The following is a 22248-nucleotide window of genomic DNA, read 5'->3' as shown; positions in this document are numbered from 1 at the left end:
ACCGGACGACCCGGAAGCCTTATGAGTTCAAAAAAGTTACGACCGGCGGTTCAACGACCGCCGGCCGATTGGTCGTATCAGCGAATGACGTAGGGCAGGAGGCCCAGGAACCGCGCGCGCTTGATGGCGCGGGCGAGCTCACGCTGCTTCTTCGCGGACACCGCGGTGATGCGGCTCGGCACGATCTTGCCGCGCTCGGAGACGTAACGCATCAGCAGCTTGGAGTCCTTGTAGTCGATCTTCGGAGCATTGGCGCCCGTGAACGGGCAGCTCTTGCGACGACGGAAAAACGGACGGCGTGCACCAGCTTCAGCCATTGATCTTACTCCCCATCCGTCGTGGTTTCAGCTTCTTCGCGCGGACGACGCGGGCCGCGATCACCGCGGAAGCCGCCGTCGCGATCGCCGCCACGGAAACCGCCCTCGCGGTCGCCACGGAAGCCACCTTCACGCTCGCCGCGGAAGCCGCCGCCACGATCGTCACGCTCGCGATCGCGGTCGGCCTTGCGCATCATCGCGGACGGGCCCTCCTCGAGCTCCTCGACGCGGACGCTGAGATAGCGGATCACGTCTTCGCTGATGCGCTCCTGGCGCTCGATCTCGGCGATCGCCGCGGACGGCGCGTCGATGTTGAGCAGCACGAAGTGCGCCTTGCGGTTCTTATTCATGCGGTAGGTGAGGGAGCGAACGCCCCAGTTCTCGGTCTTGGTGACCTTGCCCCCGAGACCTTCGACGATCCCGGTCATCTGCGCAGTCAGCTCTTCGACCTGCTGCGGGCTCGCGTCCTGACGCGCGAGAAAAACATGCTCATAGAGAGCCATGGTGGTCCTTTCCTCATGTTGGCGCATCGCCCGGCGTCAAGCCCTTAAGAGGCCTTCGGAAAGGACTCTGGGATTAAGCTCAGAAGGCGGAAACACGGGACGACGGGCCGACTGGCCCTGCCACACCAAAATCACGAATGAGTTTGCTGAGACCGTCCGTTCAGCTCCCGGCCGGGGTCTGCGGATGCGCGCCTTATACGGATTTTGGGCCGCTTTGCAAGGTTTGGAGGCCAAGTTTCGGCCCCGATCGTCGCCGGTGCCCGGCCCGGGACTGGTTCTCCCATACCACTTCGACCTTGATCTTTTTGTTTGTATGACATACAAATAGTCGGAACAAGAGAACCCATGGCGGAAAAGTCGGTCCATGAGCCGTTCGAGGCGGCTGGCGATCCCAAGCACGCGGCGCGTGCCACGCGCTCGGCCGGCCGCAAGATGCGCTCGCTGCTGCTGGATGCGGCGAGCCCGCTGTTTCGGGAGCGGGGACTGTCGGGCACGGCGATCACCGACATCGCGGCCGCCGCGAACGCCTTCCCGAGCCAGATCACCTATTATTTCCGCACCAAGGAGGCGCTGTTCGTCGAATGCGCCTGCCGCGACCTCCTGTACCTGGCACGTGCGACCGAGCAGGCCGCGCTGAAGGCGCGCACGCCGCGCGAATACACCCATGCGCTGGCCGAGACGGTAACGGCGAGTGATTCGGTCGCCTTCTTCGCGGAGGCGCTCACCCTGACACGCCGGCGCCAGGATTTGGCGCCGCTGGTCGAGCGCACCATCGAGCGCCTGCACGCCGAGGGCACGCGGGCCTATGCCGGCCAGGTAGCGCGCCACGGCTGGCGCTCCCTGCGCGCGCCCGACGAGAGCTCGCGCCGCTTCTGGGCCATCGCCATCGGCGTTGTCCTGGAAGGCTATGCCATGGGCCGCTCGCCGGATGAGCTCTGCGCCGAGATGCTGCGTGTGCTCGGCGAGCAGGCGAAGTCCACCGGCGAGGCCGCGCGCCTGCGCCTCGTCGACGACCGCGACACATCGCCCCCTTCGAACGAGGAGAGCTAGGCCATGACCGCGCTACGCATGCGTGCCCGTGATTTCCTGACCGAGGACCAACTGGCCGATGTGCGTCAGCGCGTGACGTGGAAAGGCGTCGGGCTGATCGCGCATGCCTGGGCACTCATCATTGGCGCGGTCGCATTGGTGGCGTGGTGGCCCAATCCAATCACCTATGTTCTCGCCGTGGCCATCATCGGCTCGCGCCAGCTTGGCCTTGCGATCCTGATGCATGACGGCGCGCATGGCTGCCTGTCCGCCGACGAGAAGATCAATCTGACGCTGAGCCAATGGTTCTGTGCCTATCCCATCTTCGCGGAGACGCGCGCCTATCGCCGCTATCATCTGCAGCATCACGCGCGCACCCAGCAGGAAGACGATCCTGATCTGGTGCTGTCCGCGCCGTTTCCGATCACGAAGCTGAGCTATCGCCGCAAGTTCATTCGCGACATCACCGGGCAGACCGGTTACCAGCAGCGCAAGGCGCAACTGCTCAATGCGCTCGGGCCGATGGACTGGTCGTGGCGGCGGCGGCTGGCGCATTTCTGGGACAAGCTCGGCCCGCAATGCATCGTCAACGCCGCGATGTTCGCTGCGCTGGCCGCGGCCGGCGTATGGTGGGCCTATCCGCTGCTATGGCTGGTGCCGCTGCTCACCTGGATGATGGTCATCACCCGCATCCGCAACATCGCCGAGCATGCTGTCGTCCCTGACAGCAGCGATCCCCTCCGCAATACCCGTACGACCCACGCCAGCTTTCTCGAGCGGCTGTTCATCGCGCCGTATTACGTGAACTACCACCTCGAGCATCATCTGCTGTTCTACGTGCCCTGCTACAATCTGCCGAAGGTGCATCGCCTGCTGAGCGCGAGCCGGCATGCCGGCCGCATGGAAGTGCAGCCGAGTTACGCGGCGGTGCTGCGGCTTGCCACGGCCAAGCCGAACCGTGACGACCGGCCGGGCCAACTGGCGAGCAGTGCGCGCCGCGCGCGAGCCGGTGCCGAGGTCGGTGCCGATCAGAAGGCGGGCGGATTTTGACGGGGCGTCTCCGGTCGAAGGCCGCCTCGGGTTCCCCGTCCTGGCTTGACATTACGGCCTTGGACAGTGTCTACGGCCCCCTTTGGAGCGTGATCGGGAACCAAGGCTTGGGCCGGACGTAGTCGGCTGCCGGTTCTCGATACAACGGCTCGAGCGATCCAGGGGAGCGCCGATGACGGCAGCATTCACATTTCCGGGGCAGGGGTCCCAGGCGGTCGGCATGGGCAAGGCCCTGGCTGACGCTTTTCCGGTGGCGCGGACCGTGTTCGACGAGGTCGATGCCGCGCTTGGAGAGAAGCTGACGGCCACCATCTGGGATGGTCCGGCCGAGACCCTCCAGCTCACCGAAAACGCCCAGCCGGCGCTCATGGCGGTTTCCGTCGCCACCCTGCGCGTGCTGGAGGCAGAAGCCGGTTTTTCCGTGGGGCGGGACGCGGCCTTCGTCGCCGGCCACTCGCTCGGTGAATATTCGGCGCTGGCCGCGGCCGGCAGCCTGACCATCTCGGACACCGCGCGGTTGCTTCGCACCCGCGGTCTCGCAATGCAAAAGGCCGTGCCGGTCGGCGCCGGCGCGATGGCCGCGCTGCTCGGCCTCGATTACGAGGCCGCCATGGAGGTCGCTGGCGAGGCGGCGCAGGGGCAGGTCTGCCAGGCCGCCAATGACAATGGCGGCGGGCAGGTGGTGGTCTCCGGCGACAAGGCGGCGGTCGATCGCGCCGTCGAGATTGCCAAGACCAAGGGCGCCAAGCGCGCCATGCTGCTGCCGGTGTCCGCGCCGTTCCATTGCAAATTAATGCAGCCTGCCGCCGACGCAATGGCCGATGCGCTGGCGAAGGTCACGATCAAGGCGCCGGCCGCTCCCCTGGTGTCGAACGTGCTGGCGAGCGCCATCACCGATCCCGACGAGATCCGCCGCCGCCTGATCGAGCAGGTCACCGGCACGGTGCGCTGGCGCGAGTCGGTTGCCTATATGGCTGGGCAGGGCGTGACCCGCTTCTTCGAAATCGGTGCCGGCAAGGTGCTGACGGGACTCGTCAAGCGTATCGCTGACGGTGCCGTCGGTGTCGCCGTGGGCGGGCCGAACGACATTGCCGCCGCCAAGGATGCATTGGCCGCTGCGAAGCAGGCCTAAGTTTGCGCACGATCTGTCCGGAAAACCGCTGCACACGTTTCCGGATCGTGCTTTGGAGGAGTTTTCGATGTTCGATCTGACTGGCCGAAAGGCGCTCGTCACCGGCGCGACCGGTGGCATCGGCGGCGCAATCGCGCAGGCGCTGCATGCGCAGGGTGCCACCATCGCTATCTCGGGAACGCGCAAAGAGGTGCTGGACGAGCTTGCCGGCAAGCTCGGCGAGCGCGTTCACGTGCTGCCCTGCAATCTGTCCAAGGCCGACGAGGTCGAGGCGCTGGTGCCCGCCGCGGAAGCGGCGATGGGCCAGGTCGACATTCTCGTCGCCAACGCCGGCATCACACGCGACAATCTCTTCGTCCAGCTCCGCGACGAGGACTGGGAGGAGGTCATCAACGTCAATCTGACCGCGACCTTCCGCCTGGCGCGCGCCGCCACCAAATTGATGATGCGCAAGCGCTTCGGCCGCATCATCGCGATCACCTCGGTGGTCGGCGTCACCGGCAATCCCGGGCAGGGCAATTATACTGCATCCAAGGCGGGCCTGATCGGCATGATCAAGACGCTGGGTGCCGAATACGCCAAGCGCGGCGTGACCGCGAATTGCATCGCGCCCGGCTTCATCAAGACGCCGATGACCGATGCGCTGAACGACAAGCAGCGCGAGACGATCCTGACCAAGGTTCCGGCCGCCCGCCTGGGCACGCCCGAGGACATTGCGGCGGCTGCCGTCTACCTGAGTTCGAACGAAGCGGCCTATGTCACCGGCCAGACCATCCACGTCAATGGCGGCATGGCCATGATCTGACGCCTCATTGCGCACCGCCCACATGGCCGGTGCGGATGCGGCAAACGGCCGTTTCCGGAGCGAAATGAGGCTTGTAGTCAAGGCAATTGAAGTATGATAACCGGACCTTCAACGGATGGGCAAAGAACGCCATTGCAGGTTTTTGAAACCCTGTATATTGGCGATGCGGTGCCTTGGCCGTCGTTCGCCGGGCCCTGCATCGGTTGAGATGGGGCCAAATCTAAAGTTCGTAAGCAAAGGCAAGTAACACGACCACGACGGCTCGTATCGTCCCGGGGGGTCGGGTCTACAGGGAACAACACGAGGTTAAGCAATGAGTGACATTGGCGAGCGGGTTAAGAAGATCGTGGTCGAACACCTTGGTGTTGAGCCCGAGAAGGTTGTCGACGCTGCGAGCTTCATCGACGACCTCGGCGCCGACAGTCTGGACACCGTCGAGCTGGTGATGGCGTTCGAAGAAGAATTCGGTTGCGAGATTCCGGACGACGCTGCGGAAACGATTCTCACCGTCGGCGACGCCACGAAGTTTCTCGAGAAGAACGCGAAGAGCTAAGGCTCTTCATTTTCGCGGGGACAACAATTGAAACCGGATGGGCCGCTTCGCAGCGGCCAGCCGGTTTCTTGTTATTGGCCGTGAATCTTTCGATGCGGAGTTTTCGGATATGAGGCGGGTTGTCGTCACTGGTCTCGGGATGGTGTCGCCACTCGGCTGCGGCGTCGAGCCGACCTGGAAACGCATCCTCAGCGGCGAAAGCGGTGCGCGCAGGATCGAGAGCTTCGATGTCTCCGATCTTCAGACCAAATACGCCTGCACCGTCGTGCGCGGCGACGGCAGCAACGACACCTTCAATCCCGACAAGTGGATGGAGCCGAAGGACCAGCGCAAGGTCGACGACTTCATCATCTTCGCCATGGCCGCCGCAGGCCAGGCGCTCGACGATGCCAACTGGCATCCCGAATCCGAAGAGGACAAGTGCGCGACCGGCACCATGATCGGGTCGGGCATTGGCGGCCTCAACGGCATCGCCGACACCGCGATCCTGCTGAAGGAGCGCGGACCGCGCCGGGTCTCGCCGTTCTTCATTCCGGGTCGCCTGATCAATCTCGCCTCCGGCTACGTCTCGATCGCGCACGGGCTGAAGGGACCGAACCATTCGGTGGTCACGGCCTGCTCGACCGGCGCGCATGCGGTCGGCGATGCCGCCCGCCTGATCGCCCTCGGCGATGCCGACGTCATGGTCGCCGGCGGCGCCGAATCGCCCATCAGCCGCATCGGCATTGCCGGCTTCAATGCCGCGCGCGCACTCTCGACCGGCTTCAACGAGACTCCCGAGAAAGCCTCGCGTCCCTACGACAAGGACCGCGACGGTTTTGTCATGGGCGAGGGCGCCGGAGTCCTGGTGCTCGAGGAGCTCGATCACGCCAAGCGCCGCGGTGCCAAGATCTACGCCGAGGTGATCGGCTACGGCCTGTCGGGCGATGCCTATCACATCACGTCGCCGTCGCCCGACGGCGATGGCGGTTTCCGCAGCATGTCGGCGGCGCTGAAGCGTGCCGGCCTGACGCCGTCCGATCTCGACTACATCAATGCGCACGGCACCTCGACGCCGCTCGGCGACGAGATCGAGCTCGGCGCGGTCGAGCGTCTGCTCGGCAATGCCGCCTCCAGGGTTGCGATGTCGTCGACCAAGTCGTCGACCGGCCATCTCCTCGGCGCGGCCGGCGCGATCGAGGCGATTTTCGCGGTTCTCGCGATTCGCGATAATGTCGTGCCGCCGACCATCAACCTCGACAATCCGTCGGTCGAGACGGCGATCGATCTGGTGCCGCATACGGCGAAGAAGCGTGAGGTCAATGTCGCCTTGTCGAACTCTTTTGGTTTTGGCGGCACCAATGCGTCGGTGATCGTCCGGCGTTTGGCCAGCTAGTTTGTGTTTGAAACGAATCCACCGTTTTGCCGTATTCGGCGATAGTCATAGAAGTGGGCGCGTGCATTTGGCAGGGCAAGCGATTGTCAGGCCGCGATTGAACCGGCAGGATTCAGGTTGCTTCGATGAGTGAAAGGCCGCCCATTTCGCCCCGGAGTCCGCGGGCAGCGCTCGAGCCCGAGCAGGTTCCGCCGCCGCCGAAGCGATCGGAGCGCGCGCGCAACCCCTTCGTGGTCGTCGGCAACGCCATCATCACCCTGCTGCTGATCGCCATGCTCGGCGCAGGCGGGGTGTATTATTACGGCCGGCAGGTGTTGGAAGCACCCGGGCCGCTGAGGGAAGACAAGATCGTCAACATCCCGCAGCGTGCCGGCAAGCGCGACATCGCCGAGACGTTGAACAAGGAAGGCGTCACCGACGTCAATCCATGGGTGTTCATCGCCAGCGTTGCGGCGCTGAAGGCGAGCTCGGACCTCAAGCCGGGTGAATACGCGTTCCAGAAGAACGCGTCGCTGCGCGACGTCATCGCCACCATCGTCGAGGGCAAGGTGGTGCAGCATGCGGTCACGATACCGGAAGGCCTGACCTCAGAGCAGATCGTGGCGCGGCTGTCCGACAACGACATCTTCACCGGCAGCGTGCGCGAGCTGCCGCGCGAAGGCACGCTGCTGCCCGAGACCTACAAATTCCCGCGTGGCACTCCGCGCGACCAGGTGATCCAGCGCATGCAGCAGGCGCACAAGCGCGTGCTGGCGGAGATCTGGGAACGGCGCAGCCAGGACGTTCCGGTCAAGACTCCTGAGCAGCTGGTGACGCTGGCCTCGATCGTCGAGAAGGAGACCGGCAAGCCCGACGAGCGCAGCCGCGTCGCGGCGGTGTTCGCCAATCGCCTGAAGCAGAGGATCAAGCTGCAGTCTGATCCCACGATCATCTACGGTCTCGTCGGCGGCAAGGGCACGCTGGGCCGTCCGATCAAGCGCAGCGAGATCACGCAGCCCTCGCCCTACAACACCTATGTGATCGAGGGCCTGCCGCCGGGCCCGATCTCCAATCCCGGCCGCGCCTCGCTCGAAGCCGCCGCCAACCCGGCCCGCACCCGCGACCTCTATTTCGTCGCCGACGGCACCGGCGGGCATGCCTTCACCGAGACCTACGACGCGCACCAGAAGAACGTCGCCAAGCTGCGCGCGATGGAGAAGCAGATCCAGAACGACACGGTCGAGCCGGCCGAGGATGCGCAGCCCCCGGCCGCCGCCGCGCCCGGCGCTGGCGACGCGCCGACCGCGACCACGCCGGCGCGCCCCAACCAGCAGAAAAAGCCGCCGGCGGTGCGCCCGGCCAATCCAGCCAATCCCGCGCCTCCGGCCCGGCAGGGCGCGGTGCAGTCCTCGCCGCCTGTGGTCCAGCGCTAGGCAGTGCAGACCTGCCTACGGGACTTTGCGGATTCCACTTTCCGGCAAAATAGTCTTAAGATTCGCGTGGCTTGATGCCTCGCGAATCCTTTTGTTCCTGGAGAATCTGACCTGATGGCGCTGTCGTCCATGACCGGCTTTGCCCGAAGCCACGGCGCGAGCGGGCCGTACACCTTTGAATGGGAATTGAAGTCGGTCAACGCCAAGGGCTTTGACCTCAGGGTGCGGCTGCCGCAAGGGTTCGACGAACTCGAGGCCCATGCCAAGAAGCGCGCCGGCGAGTTGCTCTCGCGCGGCACGGTCTACGCCAATCTCAACGTCAAGCGCACCAATGCGGCCGCCACGGTCCGCGTCAACGAGGACGTGCTCAACGCGGTGCTGAAGGCCGCCGCGCTGATCTCCGGCAAGGTCGACGCCGTGGCGCCCAGCATCGACGGCCTGCTCGCCATCAAGGGCGTCGTCGAGGTCGCCGAACCCGAGGGCGACGAGGAGGAGGACAAGGCGGCCCGTGCCGCTGCCGCGGAAGCCTTCGACAAGGCGCTCGACGAGCTCGTCGCGATGCGCAAGCGCGAGGGGACTTCGCTCGGACAGATCCTGACCCAGCGGGTCGACGAGATCGAGCAGCTGGCGAAGAAGGCGGAAGGCTCGCCCGGCCGCAAGCCTGAGGCGATCAAGGCGAGGCTCGCCGAGCAGATCGCAACCCTGCTCGAGACGTCCGACCGTTTCGATTCCGATCGCCTGATGCAGGAGGCGATCCTGATCGCGACCAAGGCCGACATCCGCGAGGAGCTCGACCGTATCGCCTCGCACATCGCGCAGGCGCGCGAGCTGATCGGCAAGGGCGGCCCGATCGGGCGCAAGCTCGACTTCCTCGCGCAGGAATTTCACCGCGAGGTCAACACCTGCTGCTCGAAGTCGAACGACATCGAGCTGACCAACACGGGACTCGCCATGAAGAACGTGGTCGAGCAGTTCCGCGAGCAGGTCCAGAATCTGGAGTGATCGATGACGACGGGCGGTCACGGAACTGACGGTGTCGAGCGGCGTGGATTGATGTTCGTGCTGTCCTCGCCGTCGGGCGCGGGCAAGACAACGCTGTCGCGGATGCTGCTCGAGCGAGAGCCCGGCCTGAAAATGTCGGTGTCGGCGACCACGCGTCAGATGCGGCCGGGAGAGGTCGAGGGGCGCGACTATTTCTTCGTCAGCAAGCCCAAATTCGAGACGATGGTGGAACAGGGCGAACTGCTCGAATGGGCCACCGTATTTGACAATCTCTACGGGACGCCGCGTGCTCCAGTGGAGGCGGCACTGTCGGCCGGGCAGGACGTGCTTTTCGACATCGACTGGCAGGGCACGCAGCAACTGCACCAGAAGGCGAGCGTCGACGTGGTTCGCGTCTTCATCCTGCCGCCGTCGGCGGCAGATCTCGAGAAGCGACTGCACTCGCGCGCGCAGGATTCCGACGAGGTGATCCGCAAGCGCATGAGCCGCGCCAGCCACGAGATGAGCCACTGGGCCGAGTACGACTACATCGTCATCAACCACAACGTCGATGAGGCCTTTGCCGAGGTGCAATCGATCCTGAAGGCCGAACGCCTCAAGCGCGAGCGGCGGACTGGCCTCGTCGGCTTTGTGCGAGGGCTGCAAGCTCAGCTTCAGGGCTAGCCGGCGACAGCCGCGGCCCTTCATTCAGCAGCCGTTCCAGCATCGTCGTGATGATATCGATGTCGACAGCATCCCGATTGCGGTCGTCATGTTGTTCAGCGGCCTCGTTCGCGGCCAGTCGGGGCGCACGGGTCGCGATCTCGAACTCCCTGTCGAACACCGGGATTTCGTCCGCACCATGCTGCGCGGCTTCGGCGGCGGCCGGCGGTTCGTGCGCTTCGATCACGTCGATCTCGTGGTCGATCGCGGCAAGGTGCGCGGCCTGCGGACGCACGGCATCGAAGTCGATCGGGCGCGGCTGCCGCGCGCGCGGTGTGGCGGGCATCGCATTGAGCCACGGCGCACGGTCCTGCTGTTGCGGCTCACGATCGTCCCAATTCACGCGGCGGTGGTTGCTTGCGCGGACGCGTGCACCGGCGAAGCGGTAGATGACGCTGGCGAGGATGCCGGCAAGCGCCAGCGCGCCGCCGACGACGAGCAGCAGCATCTGGAGCGAGCCGGTCGGCTTGTCGGCGCTGCTGTCTGCTGCCGCAAGTGCCATGGGCAGCGAGGATTTTGACGGCTTTGCGCTCGCCTGCGCGGCCGGTGCCGGCTCCGGCGCGGGTGGGTTGGACGTAGCGGCGACATCGGGCCAGGGTGCGGCGCTTGCGGGCTGCTGCGCATCGCTCGTCGCGGTCTGGTCCGCGGATTGTTGCGGCTGTGTCGCGGCTTGCGCAACCGGGGCCGGCGTCTTGATGGCGGCAGCGCTCCGAGGTGTCAGATATTCGGCGCGTGCATCGGTAGCTGCGTGCTGCTGTGGTGCCGGCGACGGCAAATCTGTCGCCGGCGTATCGCTCGTGGCCTGCGCAGTCTGCACGGGCTTCGCACTCTCCTTGCTGCCTTCGGCGCGCAGGTACCAGCATTGCCGCTTGGTTCCGCGCTCGACCCGGTAGTGCCAGTGCTGCCCCTGCGGCGCGGAACCCTTCGGCGAGGCGAGGCAGTCACCCGCGCTACCGGCGGTGCTCGATGCGCCCGGCGCGTTCTGCGAGACGGCGGCGAGGGGCGCGCCGGCAATGATGCTGCCAACAAGCGCAGATACGAATTTCGCGGTTCGGTTGCCCATCCTGGTCTCCCGGTTACGCACAACGCAACTCTTAACCATCCCTTTCTCGTCAAAGAGTTGGGTGGCAATGAGCCGCAAATCCGGAGAGGATGTGGCTTGAATTGGGCCTGCGGCGCACTCGTTCCACCGCGCCGCCAGCCTTTTCGCGTTATTGCTCAGCTGAGGTCCAGGTTCCCATTTACCTCCACGCACGTGCCAGCATCAGCGCCAGATACCCCAGTACTGCACTGATGAGCCCCACCATGGCATAGGACCGCGCAAACACGCCGGTCTGAATGAAGACCTGGCATGCGATCGCGAAGCAGGCGGCGGTGAGCAGCAGGCAGCCGCAGCCGACGACGATCGCGAAATATCGGATCGCGATGGCGACCGGTTTTGCGTATGATGCGGGATCGGTCATGCGGCGTCAGGGCGTGCGGCGGCTAGTTCTCCGCCGGTGCGCACGAGACCGTCAGTCTCGTGCACAGCAATCGACAAGCGCTCGCCAGATGCGCTGGACTTCGACCGTCCTCTCGAACTCCAGAACGTGGTTCTCGTTTGCTTGAGATGCTGTTGTCTGCTGGCGCGGTTCGCGCGGTGCGATCCAGCGCTCGGAGATGGGATCGTACCACTTGCCGAGGTTGGCCAAGCTCGTGTCTCCTTTCTTCCACCCCCCATGCGTCTTCCACCCCCATGCGTGATTTCTCATCCCACGCGCCCGCTTCCGCTTGTTCTGCGTGTTTTTCGGAACAGGCGGCGCCTGTCTTGTTATCGGCTCCTGATCGGTCACCGCCTTGATGAAAGGCCAACGCACAGGAGGCGCGCGACGTTCCAACGTCCCGCCTGAAGTCTAATCTGCGAAGAGAATCCGAGTACTAGCGCTTCTGCGCGTTCCGATCATCGGGTGAGGATCCGCCGGCCGTGCGCTCCTCGTGCGTACGGAGGTCTTCCATCTCCTGCGTTGGTTCGCCGCCTCCCGCTGGGGGCGGCGGTCCGGACTTGCAGTACTTGCTGACCAGGCGCTTGATGTCGTCGACTGCTTGGAGCAATGGCGGCGTCAGCGAGAACAGCGTGCCCATCGCAATGGCGATGATGGTATGGCGAAGCGAGACCTTCTCGTCCTCGTCGAAAGGATAGGCGTTGGGCTCGATGGCCGCCGGGGCGAGGCCGACCGATGATCGCGGACGGTCCGCCTTCTGCGGCTTGCGCGGCGGCATCATGACGACGACGAAGAGGACGTTGATCAGCAGCCAGATGCCCAGAATAATGACAAAAGTTCGCATTCAAAAAACCAGAAAACAATGTAGCGCCGACCCAAAACGCCATTGAACGGCCATTCACGGGCCGATGCAATAGTGGTTTTCCCGGCGGCAAGCTTTGGCCGCAAGACACACGAAATCACTGTGGAATCCGGCAGGCCGGGCTCGCGATCGCCTGGTCTGTCTTGCGGACCGGCGGTCCGGCTGCCGCCGGATCCCGTTCCTCCGGCACATGAAGGCGTGAAGGCCGAAGGCGGGACCTTACATTCGCAAGCGCGACGGCTGATGCCCAAATGGGGCGGCCGGGTCGGCGGCCGACGGCCCGTACTGGTTCGGGCGTCGCCGAGCCGGCGGGGCGGGGGACTTGGCTGCCGCTCGTTATCCGACGCGGGCTCGGTCCGGCAGCCGGCTCCCTGCGTGCGCGCGCCAGGCGTCGATCGCCCGGTTCGCGAGCATCAACTGCCGACGCTCGCCATTCCTGAGTTGCGCTTCGATCGCATCAAGAATGACGTTGGCCGTCTCGTCCGGGGGGCCGAGCTCGTCGCTTGCCTCCAGGAAGCTCCAGGCGATGAAGAATGCGCTCTCGACGGTGCAGCGAATGGACATGTGCTGCCAACGCAGCGCGGGCGTCGGCGTTCCTGCGGCGAGACCTTCGATCTCGCCGGAGGAAGTGCCTGGTTCCTAGTTCTTCAGCACGATGCGGCCGACAACCTTGCCGGCGCGCAGCTCGTCGATCCATTTCTGCACGTCGCCCATTGGCTCCTCGCGCATCGGCGTCGGCTTGATCTTGCCGGCACGGGCGAGCGCCATCAACTCGTGGCCTTCCGGGAGCGTGCCCACCATGAAGCCTTCGACGGTCAGGCGCTTGTAGACCCATTGCACCATCGGCAGTGTGAACTGGCCGCCCATCAGGCCGGAGACCACCACCTTGCCGCCGCGCGCAGCGACCGCCACCGCAAAGCCCATCGACTTCTCGTTACCGGCGAAATCGACCACCTCGTCGAAGCCGCCCTCGGTCTCTTTCAGGATGCGCTTGATCACGTCGGGCTCGGACGGATCGTAGGCGACAGCCGCGCCGTTCTTCAGTGCGGTCTCGCGCGCGGCCGGCGAGAGGTCGGCGACTGTGATCGGCTGCTTGAACATCGCCTGCGCGAACGACAGGCCCATCATGCCGACGCCGCCGAGGCCGATCAGCAGCAGATTGCGCTGGCGCGGACGGTCGACCAGTCGCTTGAGCGCGCCGTAGGCGGTGACGCCCGAGCACATCAGGGTCGCGGCCTGGTTGACGGGGAGGGGATCGTAGTCGAGCAGGTATTTTGCGTCGGGCACCAGCACATGGGTGGCAAAACCGCCGTCGATGGAGACGCCGAGGAAGCGCTGCTTGGCGCAGAGGTTCTCGTCGCCATTGGCGCAGTCGCGGCACTGGCCGCAACCGATCCAGGGAAAGACCGCCTTCTTCGCGCCGACGAGGCCCGCGGGAACGTCAGGGCCGACCTCGTCCACGACGCCCGCGATCTCGTGGCCGAGCGTGAAGGGCAGCGTCATGCCGCGCGTGGTGTCGAGCTTCTTGCCGCCGCCGAGATCGGCGTAGCCGTCCTGGATATGCAGGTCGGAATGGCAGAGGCCGCAGCGCTCGATGCGCACCAGCACCTCGCGTCCCTGCGGCTTCGGCGTGTCGACGATGGTCTCGCAAAGCGGCGCATCGAACTTGACAAGGGACTGCCGACGCATCAACGCCATATTCCTTCCTCCGAAATTCTTGTTATCCAGCTTCGCTGCGTATATCCGCCAATTCACGGGCCATGGCAACAAAGCCTGCAATCGGGATGGTCTCGGCGCGCCGTGTCGGGTCGACGCCGGCAGCCGCGGCAAGTCGCGCGGGATCGACGCCCAGCGATTTCAGGCTTTGCCGCAGCATCTTGCGGCGCTGGCCGAAGGCGGCGGCGGCGACCTGCTCGAGCAGCCTGCGATCGCAGGGTAGCGGTTCGGCACGCGGCTTAAGGCGCACGACCGAGGAGGTGACCTTCGGCGGCGGCACGAAGGCGGACGGCGAAATGTCGAACAGGATCCTGGTTTCGCAGCGCCAGTTGGCGAGCACGCCGAGCCGGCCATAGGCCTCCTCGTCCTCGCGCGCGACGATGCGCTCGCCGACCTCGCGCTGGAACATCAGCACCATCATGTCGTACCAGGGCGGCCAGGGTTCGATCGTGAGCCAGTTGATGAGAAGCTGGGTCGCGATGTTGTAGGGCAGATTGGCGACGATCTTTGCGCGTTCGTCCGCGAGGAGCGGGCGCGGGTCGAACGTCATGGCATCGCCGTGCACGATCTCGAGCCGGCCGGGATAGCGCGCGGAAATATCCTGGAGCGCCGGGATCGCGCGCTCGTCATGCTCGATGGCGATGACGCGTTTGGCGCCGAGCGCGAGCAAGGCGCGCGTCAGCCCGCCCGGGCCCGGGCCGATCTCGACGATGGTGGAATCGTCGAGCGGCGCGGCCGCGCGTGCGATGCGCGCGGTGAGATTGAGATCGAGCAGGAAATTCTGGCCGAGCGATTTGCGAGCCGACAGCGCGTGCTGGCGAATGACCTCGCGCAGCGGCGGGAGGTCGTCGATCGCACTCATCAGGTTTTCGCAGCCGCCATGCGGCTCGCAAGCTGCAGCGCCGCGATCAGGCTGGCCGGATTGGCCCTGGCGGTGCCAGCGATGTCGAAGGCGGTGCCGTGATCGGGCGAGGTGCGGATGAAGGGCAGGCCGAGCGTGACGTTGACTGCGTCGTCGAACGCAACCGTCTTGATCGGGATCAGGGCCTGGTCGTGATACATGCAGACCGCACAGTCATAGAGGTTGCGTGCGGCTTCGTGGAACATGGTGTCGGCGGGCAGGGGTCCCTTCGCCTCGATGCCGCCGTTGCGCAGAACCTTGAGCGCCGGCGCAATCACCGTCTGCTCCTCATGGCCGAGCGAGCCGTCTTCGCCGGCATGCGGGTTGAGGCCGGAGATCGCGATGCGCGGCCGCGCGATGCCGAAGCGGGATGTCAGCTCAGCCGCGACGATGCGCACGGTCGAGACGATCAATTCGCTGGTGAGCTGGCTCAGCGCCTCGCGCAAGGAGACATGGATGGTCACCGGCACCACGGCAAGCCGCGGCGACCACAGCATCATCACCGGCTGCGGCACGGGACCGCCCTCGGCCGCCAGCTCGGCGAGGAATTCGGTGTGGCCGGGATGGCGGAAGCCGGCGCGGTAGAGCACGCTCTTGGCGATCGGATTGGTGACGACGGCGCTGGCGTGCCCCTTGCGTACATCATCGACCGCCTGGCGGATCGAGGCGAGCGCTGCCGTTGCACTGGTGGCGTCGGGCTTGCCGGGCTCGGCCGTCGCGCGCTCTCTGGTCGCGACCACGGGCAGGGCCTCGGCGAAGGTGGCCACGGCCTCGCTGGCACTCACCGGGGCGATCCGGATATCGGCGCCGAGCGCCTTACCTATGACCTTGGCGCGCCGCGCGACGAAGGCGTCGTCGCCAAGGAGATAAAAGGCGGGCAGGTTCAGCTCGCGGCGCCGGAGCCAGGCCGCAATCGTGATGTCGGGACCGATGCCGGCGGGCTCTCCCAGGGTCAGGGCGAGGGGTTTTGCTGCGTGGTCGGCCATCAGCGGTTGCGATATTCGATCATCGCCGCCTTGCGGAGCTCGTCGAGATAGGCCTTCTGGGTCTTCTCGTACTTCTCCTGGTACATCTTCTCGCGGACCTCGCGCTTCTTCGGCGTGTCGATCATGGTCGGCTTACGCGAGCACAGCACGACCATCTCGATGCCCGCTTTGGTCACCTCCGGCGCGGTCAGATGGCCGATTGGCGTGTCGTCGAGCACCTTGCGCAGCGCCTCGGGCAGCTCCGCGGTCGTCTTGGTGACGCTCTCGCGGATGGTGGCGTTCGGGGTCGAGCGGAACAGCGAATTGGCTTCCTCGCAGCTCCCGACGCGCGAGCGATATTGCTCGGCTTCCTTCATTCGCGTCTCCTGGAAGGACGGGGACGAGCCGCGCGGCACGATCAGCACGATCGGCTGCATCTTGTATTCGGTGCCCTCGATCTGGAGCTTGTCGCCGGTCTGGGCCTGCACGGCCTGCGCGACGTCGCGCTCGCCGACCATCAGCTTCTCCTTGTAGCGGCCGCGCACGAGGCTGGTCCAGACCATCTCGGCTTTCATGCGGCCCTTCAGGGTTTCCGGGCGGACACCCTTGGACTCCAGGGACTTGGTCAGCTGGTCCGGCGTGATGCGCATGCGCTGCGCCATGCCTTCGAAGGACTGGTTGATGTCGGAGACGCCCGGATCGACGCCGTACTTCTTGCCTTCCTTGATCTTCACCTTGTCGTCGATCAGCTCGTTGATGACCTCCTGCCGGCTCGGGACCTTCTGCGTGGTCAGCTGATCGAGCTTGGAGCGCTGCTCGATGTCGAAATCGGTGATCGGATCGCCGTTGACCATGACGACGATGTTCTGCGCGCGCGACGGCGCGGGCAAGCCGGTCAGGATCAGCCCGGCACTGATGGCGAGGAGGACGCGGAAGGCAGGCAATGGAATGGTCATGGTTGTCGCTCGCATGTCAGCCGCGGTGAACCTGCGATCAGGGACCGCGCGGCCGTCACTTCAAACCGTTCACTGGAAGCCGCCGGCGGAACTGCTGCTCGTCGACGAGGTCGCCAGCGTGCGCAGTCCGAACTGGAACATGAACGCGTGGCTCAGCACGGGCGGGGTCGAGCCCGCGGAGTAGCTGTACGAGGTTACATAGTTCGCCGCCAGCACGAAGCAATCGTCGACATAACCGGCGCCGAGCACATACTGGTTGATCTTGTTGGCCTCGAGGTCCCAGCGCGCCGATCCCGTCACCACCCAGTTGGTCGCAACCTTCAGCGAGCCCGAGGTCAGGATGCCCTCCCGGCGCGTCAGATAGCCGAGCTCCGGCTGCGGCGCGTAGTTGCCGTAGAGCATGCTGATCGACCAGCGATCGAAATTGGCGCGGCCTTCGGCCTCGAAGCGCTGCAAGTTCCAGGTTTGCTCGTCCATGCGGGAGCGGACGCTGAAGGTGTAGGTGCGGTTGGGCGAGTAGCTGGCGCTTGCCACGTAATCCGAGCGCGGCTTGTCGAGGCCGGAATCCAGGCCCGTGTTGATGGAGTCCTGGACCGCGAAGGAATTCAAGCCGAACAGCTGGTAGGACTGACCGAACAGCACCTTGACGGCGCCGCCTCTGTCGAACTGCGTGGTGGACTGCACGCCGACATTGGCGCGGCCGCCGCCTTCGACGCGGTCGTAGCCGGAGAACTTGTCGACGTTGAACAGGTTCGAGGCGTCGAACACCATGCTCTGCGCATCCTCGTTCGGGAGCTTGCCGGCATAGGTCTCGTTCGGGCGGATGATGATCTGCGCGATCGGCTCGACAGTGGTCGAGCCCCACGGCTGAACGTTGATGAAGGGATAGCGGTATTCGAGGCCGACGGTCGGCATCAGGCGGAATGCCTGGGTGTCGCCGACCGGCAGATAGTTCGACACGCCCGGCTGATTGGAGACCGACGAGTTGATCGCGTCAGCGCGCACGCTGGCGAACGGCGTCCAGATCTGGCCGAGCGGGTCGGTGAAGGACTTGCGCCATTGCGCTTCGGCGGTGAGGCGGGTGTAGGTGCCGGGGAAGCCGCGCAGCAGGCACTGCGACGGCGTGCGCGCGAGCGGATCGGCCGAGGCGATGGTGCACAGGCTGCTGGTGTTGGCGAGCGTCGTGATCGGATCGAACACCGCGTTCTCACGCGACAGGTTCACGAAATTGGTCTTGTAGCTGAACTCGCCGCCGAAGACCGGATAGTTGAGCACGTTCGAGTAGTCGATCACGGGATAGACGACCGGGACCTTGTCCTGGTTGCCCGAGTAGCTCAGCCAGTACATCGTGCGTGCGTCGAAGAAGCTGCGGTTGCCGACGCCGGTCAGATAGAGCTGCGATAGCGCGTCGGTCGGCAGGTTCAGGAACGAGCCGAGCGGATCGCGGTATTGCGCGAGACGATAGTCCGAGAAGAAGTAGTAGTCGGACAGCAGGACGCCTTCCCAGCCCCAGACCCATTTGTCGTTCAGCGCGAACTGGCCCTTGGTGTCGACGCCGCCGCGGAACTGGCGGTCGCCGGGCAGCCCGGCAAATGCCCCGGGGTCGAGCTGGTAGATGCCGTAGGCGCGGATCTGGTAGGCGCCGTCGATCAGGCGCTGGCGGAATTCGCCCTGCAGCAGCGCGCCTTGCCGCGACATGAAGCGCGGCGTGATGGTCGCGTCCATGTCGGGCGCGATCGCCCAATAATAGGGAGCTTCGGCGCCGACGCCGGTGGCCGAGGTGCCGGGGAAGTAGCCCGGCATCAGGAAGCCGCTCTTGCGCTTCACGGTCGGATCGGGCGTCGAGAAATACGGCATGTAGGCGAGCGGCACGCCGAAGAACTCGAGCTGCGCCGTCTCGAAGTACAGCATCTTCTCCTGCTGGTCGTGGATGATGCGGGCACCCTTGACCTGCCACAGCGGCGGCTTCTTCGGATCGTCCTTACACGGCGCGCAGGCTGTGTAGACGCCGTTCTCGAACACAGTGTAGTTGCCGCTGGATCGGTCGGCGCGGCTCGCGGCCATGCGCGTCTGATCGGCGGTGTCCACGCGCAGCGAATCGACGAAACCGTCGCGGTAGTCGTCGGAGAGATCCATGATCTCGGCGTAAGTGATCTTGCCGTCGGCATCCGTCATGCGGATGTTGCCTTCGGCGTGGAGCCGCTTGGTCTTCTGGTCGTAGATGACCCTGTCGGCCTCGACACTGGTGCCGTTGTAGAACAGCTGGACGTTACCGACCGCGGAGACGCGCGAATTGTTGTAGTCGTAATCGACCTCGGTCGCCTGAACCAGCATCTGGTTGTCGTTGGCGACCTTCGGCGGCTTGGGGCGCGGCGGCAGCGGATTGTAGGTGAAGGTCTGGGCAGAGGCGGGAGCCACGAGGGCAGCGTCCATCAGCCCGCCGAGCGAGGCAGCCGTAATGACGGCCAGCAGGAGCCTGCCAACGGACAAGCCGCCCCCGTTCGCGCGCACCACGGTACGCCGCGTCAAACGAGACACGAGCCCTCGACGGACGGCAGTCACTAACCGTCCTCCTGATACAACAAGGCCAAAAAGCCGGTCAGGCCGCCCACCACCACGGGCAACCACGCCGCAGCGATCGGATGCATCAACTCAGCCTTGCTCAAGTCTTCAGTCACTTTCGACAGAACGTAGAGCAGAAAGCCTGCGCCCACGCCACTCAAAACCATCTTCTGCACGCCGCCCATCCGGAAGAAGCGCAACGACACCGAGGCCGCGAGCATCACCATGGCGGCCAGCAAAAACGGCTGTGCCAGAAGCTTGTGATACTGGAGTCGATAGCCGGCTGTCGCGAAGCCCGAGCTTTCGGAAGAGCTGATGTAGCTCGGTAGTTGCCAAAAGGACACAGTCTCGGGTGTGGAAAAGCTGTTACGGACCTGCGCCTCGGTCAGCGTCGTCGGGATCTCCAGGCTGGCCTGATCGACCGGCGGGGNGGGAATCGAGCGAGAAACGACGCACGCCCTTGAACAGCCAATGGCCGGCCTCGAGCGTCGCCTCGCGCGCCTCGACCCGCTCCTGGAAGTGCTGCTTTGTGTCAAACCGGAACAGTGTGAGTCCGGTGAGCCTGACGCCCTGCTGCTCGCTGCGCGCCGCGTTGATGATGGTCTGGCCATCGCTCGTCACCTGATTGAGCCAGAAGCCGGAGGCATCCTGGATGCCGCCGCCGGGCGCCGAGCCGAACAGCTCGGCCTCCATGCGCTTGGAGAGCTCGCGCAAGTTCGCCGACATCGGATTGTAGGCGACGGTGGCGATGACCCCGATCAGGAGCGCGCTGCCGAGCGCCGGCGAGATGAACTGCCAGGCCGAGATGCCCGCGGCGCGCGCGACCACGAGCTCGAGCCGGCGGGAGAGGGCGAGATAGCAGGTCATGGCGCCGATCAGCATGCAGAACGGCGTCAGCTTCTCCAAAAGCTGCGGCACCCGGAACAGCGAGGTCTCGGCCACCATGATCGCGGAGGCGGATGCGAGGCCAGAGGTCTTGCGCACCATCTCGATGTAGTCGACAAGCACCAGCAGCAGGAAGATGCTCGCGAACACGCCGAGCGCCGCGACGACGAAGCGTCCGGCGAAATAACGCCCGAGGGTGTTGGTGAGCATGCTCATGCGGTGACCGGCCGTCCGAACAGCCGCGCGATGCGCGCATTCGATCTGTTGATGGCCTCCACGAGGCCGGGCGGCGGTTCAACCACGATGCCGCCGACGATCATCCACAGCCCGATGCCGATGGCGCCCGCGACCATCGCATATTGAACGAGCACCGCGCCCGGCGACTTCACCGCCATCACCGAGCAGGCGAAGCCGGCCATGCGCAGGCCGAACACTGCGAGGATCGAGGAGCCGATCGAGAAGTTGCGGCTCTGGCGGGTGGTGCGAGGCGCCCCCAGGAAAGCGAAGGTCAGCACGGCGAAGGCGAAGGGATAGACCGGCGCCAGCAGGCTGTCATGCAGGGCCGAGCGGAACTGCCCGGGAATCTGCTTGTAGACGGGATCGTCCTCGGCCGGCGCGAACAGCTCCCAGAGATAGCGCTCGCGGATACCGAGGGTGACGTCACGGCCCTGATTGCCGAACTTTGACATGTCGAAGCCGTAGCGCCCGAAGGCCACCAGCGCCGGATCGCGCTTGCCGGTCTCGAAACGCTGCAGATTGCCGTCCTTCAGCACCAGGAACGAGCCGTTCTCGTTCTTCACGACCTCGCCCTGCTCGGCGACGATCGAGACGCGCTCGTTCGCATCGCGGCGGTCGTCGATGAAGATGCCGGCCAGGATGCCGCCGGGCTGCCGCTCGCGGATCCGGATCGTCAGGTTCTTGTCGAGCTGGGCGAAGCGGCCGGGCTGGAGGATGTTGGTGAGCACGTCGGCGGTGATCTCGGCGTCCCACTGCTTGATGCGCCGCATGCCGTCGGGGGCGAGATAGGCCGCAATGAAGGCGACCAGCAACGCGACCACGCAGGTGGCGTAGAAGAACGGATAGAACAGCCGGAACGGCGAGAAGCCGGCGGCATTCATCACGATGATCTCGGAATCGGTCGCCAGCTTGTTCAGCGTGTGCGAGATCGCGATCATCAGCGCGATCGGCGAGATGATCAGGACCAGGGCCGGGATGACGAGGCTGGTGATGCCGAGGAAGGTCAGGATGGTCTGACCCTGGCTCGTCATCAGGTCGATGCCGCGCAACGCCTGCGTAATCCAGATCACGCCGGTGAGGCTGACCAGAACGAGCGCAAACGACGCCAGCGTCGTGCGGAAAATATACCTATCAATCGACCCCATGCGCTACCGCACGAATCCCACCAAAGCCCCACTGCAGGCCGGAACTCCGGCTGTCCAACCATCCCGATCAAGGGATCCCCAAGGTTGGCCAGCCACCGCTTCCGCCGGCTCACTCTCTCACTACCATCCCTTTGATCCGTCAACAAAATGGCTGCCCCATGGCGCCTTCAATATATGGTTAATATTTCGGGCTTGTGGCCTCTCGGCCACGGGCAGTGCTTGGCATCTGCCGGGCCGGTGGCCCATAGTAGATAAGGTTCAGTGAATCGCCGTTCAGCTCCGGCCACGTGGCCGGGACCGTTGGATGGAGGAAAGCGAAATGTTTTCGAGGAGTTACCCATGTCCGATGCCATCAAGGTCGGCTTCGTCCCACTGTCTGCTGCCGCCCGTGGCATCCTGGTCGTGTTCTGCGACGACGGCCTGAAGCTCGGTCCTGCGACGGCCAAGGCGCTCGGGAGCGCTGCCGACCTCGTGAAGCGGGCGGCCTCCGCCGCCGGCTTTAAAGGTAAAAGTGGGGCCGTCCTGGACATCCTGGCGCCGGAGGGCGTGAAGGCCACCCGTCTGGTGGTGATCGGGGCCGGCAAGCCGGCGAGTCTGAAGGCGAGCGACTTCCTGAAGTTCGGCGGCGTGGCCGCGGGCAAGCTCACGGCCGGTACCG

24 protein-coding genes and 1 pseudogene are annotated in these 22248 nt (G+C 65.2%); 10 read left to right on the top strand and 15 right to left on the bottom strand.

All coding sequences use genetic code 11. The annotated features are described in order from the left end of the window. Nucleotides 1-77 precede the first annotated feature (77 nt). Together rpsR and rpsF are read right to left on the bottom strand one after the other, a co-directional pair. A complete protein-coding gene (gene rpsR / locus A5906_RS24980) occupies nt 78-317 on the bottom strand; it encodes a 30S ribosomal protein S18 (protein WP_007592020.1) in 240 nt (79 codons plus the stop codon). 5 nt (nt 318-322) lie between these two features. Next, nucleotides 323-820 carry a 30S ribosomal protein S6 gene (gene rpsF / locus A5906_RS24975; protein WP_020607995.1) on the bottom strand — a complete coding sequence of 166 codons (498 nt, stop codon included), beginning with the start codon at nt 818-820 and terminating at the stop codon, nt 323-325. Nucleotides 821-1165: 345 nt separating this feature from the next. Here rpsF and A5906_RS24970 point away from each other — a divergent pair, with 345 nt between their 5' ends. From A5906_RS24970 to gmk, 9 genes are all read left to right on the top strand, one after another. Further along, complete coding sequence (locus A5906_RS24970) at nt 1166-1870, top strand: TetR/AcrR family transcriptional regulator C-terminal domain-containing protein (protein ID WP_080137916.1); 705 nt, start codon at nt 1166-1168, stop codon at nt 1868-1870. A 3-nt stretch (nt 1871-1873) separates the two neighbouring features. Beyond that, nucleotides 1874-2899: a fatty acid desaturase family protein gene (locus A5906_RS24965; RefSeq protein WP_080137915.1), complete on the top strand. Its 1026-nt coding sequence runs from the start codon at nt 1874-1876 to the stop codon at nt 2897-2899. Nucleotides 2900-3071: 172 nt separating this feature from the next. Beyond that, a complete protein-coding gene (gene fabD, locus A5906_RS24960) occupies nt 3072-4031 on the top strand; it encodes an ACP S-malonyltransferase (RefSeq protein WP_080137914.1) in 960 nt (319 codons plus the stop codon). Between the two features lie 67 nt (nt 4032-4098). Continuing rightward, entirely contained in the window at nt 4099-4836 is a 738-nt protein-coding gene (gene fabG / locus A5906_RS24955; RefSeq protein ID WP_080138259.1) for a 3-oxoacyl-[acyl-carrier-protein] reductase, read from the top strand. 313 nt (nt 4837-5149) lie between these two features. Continuing rightward, a complete protein-coding gene (locus A5906_RS24950; RefSeq protein WP_008130699.1) occupies nt 5150-5389 on the top strand; it encodes an acyl carrier protein in 240 nt (79 codons plus the stop codon). A gap of 109 nt (nt 5390-5498) precedes the next feature. Then, a complete protein-coding gene (fabF, locus tag A5906_RS24945; RefSeq protein WP_080138258.1) occupies nt 5499-6764 on the top strand; it encodes a beta-ketoacyl-ACP synthase II in 1266 nt (421 codons plus the stop codon). 125 nt (nt 6765-6889) lie between these two features. After that, entirely contained in the window at nt 6890-8176 is a 1287-nt protein-coding gene (gene mltG, locus A5906_RS24940) for an endolytic transglycosylase MltG (protein WP_080137913.1), read from the top strand. A 114-nt stretch (nt 8177-8290) separates the two neighbouring features. Continuing rightward, nucleotides 8291-9178, top strand: coding sequence for a YicC/YloC family endoribonuclease (locus A5906_RS24935; protein WP_080137912.1), 888 nt, complete (start codon nt 8291-8293; stop codon nt 9176-9178). Nucleotides 9179-9181: 3 nt separating this feature from the next. Then, entirely contained in the window at nt 9182-9841 is a 660-nt protein-coding gene (gene gmk, locus A5906_RS24930) for a guanylate kinase (protein ID WP_080137911.1), read from the top strand. On the opposite strand, the gene A5906_RS24925 is transcribed toward gmk, so the two are convergent. From A5906_RS24925 to lptF, 13 genes and pseudogenes are all read right to left on the bottom strand, one after another. Then, nucleotides 9774-10943 carry a hypothetical protein gene (locus A5906_RS24925; protein ID WP_080137910.1) on the bottom strand — a complete coding sequence of 390 codons (1170 nt, stop codon included), beginning with the start codon at nt 10941-10943 and terminating at the stop codon, nt 9774-9776. The two genes, gmk and A5906_RS24925, sit on opposite strands and share 68 nt — an antisense overlap. Before the next feature lie 178 nt (nt 10944-11121). Then, nucleotides 11122-11343, bottom strand: coding sequence for a hypothetical protein (locus A5906_RS24920; protein WP_080137909.1), 222 nt, complete (start codon nt 11341-11343; stop codon nt 11122-11124). A 51-nt stretch (nt 11344-11394) separates the two neighbouring features. After that, entirely contained in the window at nt 11395-11571 is a 177-nt protein-coding gene (locus A5906_RS43145) for a hypothetical protein (protein WP_167523428.1), read from the bottom strand. Nucleotides 11572-11797: 226 nt separating this feature from the next. Continuing rightward, on the bottom strand, nt 11798-12205 hold the full coding sequence (locus tag A5906_RS24910) for a phosphonate metabolism protein PhnM (RefSeq protein ID WP_080137907.1): 408 nt from the start codon (nt 12203-12205) through the stop codon (nt 11798-11800). Nucleotides 12206-12559: 354 nt separating this feature from the next. Further along, complete coding sequence (locus A5906_RS24905; protein WP_080137906.1) at nt 12560-12787, bottom strand: hypothetical protein; 228 nt, start codon at nt 12785-12787, stop codon at nt 12560-12562. Between the two features lie 75 nt (nt 12788-12862). Continuing rightward, on the bottom strand, nt 12863-13921 hold the full coding sequence (locus A5906_RS24900; RefSeq protein WP_080137905.1) for an alcohol dehydrogenase: 1059 nt from the start codon (nt 13919-13921) through the stop codon (nt 12863-12865). Between the two features lie 22 nt (nt 13922-13943). Next, nucleotides 13944-14801, bottom strand: a complete 858-nt coding sequence (gene rsmA / locus A5906_RS24895; RefSeq protein ID WP_080137904.1) for a 16S rRNA (adenine(1518)-N(6)/adenine(1519)-N(6))-dimethyltransferase RsmA — start codon at nt 14799-14801, stop codon at nt 13944-13946. Beyond that, the gene (gene pdxA, locus A5906_RS24890) at nt 14801-15826 is read right to left on the bottom strand and encodes a 4-hydroxythreonine-4-phosphate dehydrogenase PdxA (protein ID WP_080137903.1); all 1026 of its coding nucleotides are present in this window, start codon (nt 15824-15826) and stop codon (nt 14801-14803) included. The genes rsmA and pdxA overlap by 1 nt, the downstream gene beginning before the upstream one ends. Further along, nucleotides 15826-16761 carry a peptidylprolyl isomerase family protein gene (locus A5906_RS24885; RefSeq protein ID WP_080137902.1) on the bottom strand — a complete coding sequence of 312 codons (936 nt, stop codon included), beginning with the start codon at nt 16759-16761 and terminating at the stop codon, nt 15826-15828. The genes pdxA and A5906_RS24885 overlap by 1 nt, the downstream gene beginning before the upstream one ends. Nucleotides 16762-16830: 69 nt before the next feature. Then, complete coding sequence (locus A5906_RS24880; RefSeq protein WP_080137901.1) at nt 16831-19323, bottom strand: LPS-assembly protein LptD; 2493 nt, start codon at nt 19321-19323, stop codon at nt 16831-16833. Next, a pseudogene (locus A5906_RS44970) lies at nt 19323-19753 on the bottom strand (LptF/LptG family permease); the annotation flags it as partial. The pseudogene A5906_RS44970 and the gene A5906_RS24880, both read right to left, overlap by 1 nt. Before the next feature lies 1 nt (nt 19754). Beyond that, nucleotides 19755-20424 (bottom strand): LptF/LptG family permease (locus A5906_RS44965; RefSeq protein ID WP_245326889.1); only part of this gene is annotated, 670 nt, incomplete at its 3' end. Beyond that, a complete protein-coding gene (lptF, locus tag A5906_RS24870) occupies nt 20421-21590 on the bottom strand; it encodes an LPS export ABC transporter permease LptF (protein WP_080137900.1) in 1170 nt (389 codons plus the stop codon). The genes A5906_RS44965 and lptF, both read right to left, overlap by 4 nt. A 339-nt stretch (nt 21591-21929) precedes the next feature. Between lptF and A5906_RS44960 the strand changes: the two genes are divergently transcribed. Then, nucleotides 21930-22248: M17 family peptidase N-terminal domain-containing protein (locus A5906_RS44960; protein ID WP_283807725.1), on the top strand; the 319-nt coding region annotated here is incomplete at its 3' end.

Source organism: Bradyrhizobium sacchari (assembly GCF_002068095.1).
Taxonomy (GTDB): domain Bacteria; phylum Pseudomonadota; class Alphaproteobacteria; order Rhizobiales; family Xanthobacteraceae; genus Bradyrhizobium; species Bradyrhizobium sacchari.
The sequence above is the reverse complement of the archived record's forward strand: the minus strand, read 5'-3'. Positions and strand labels throughout refer to the sequence as shown.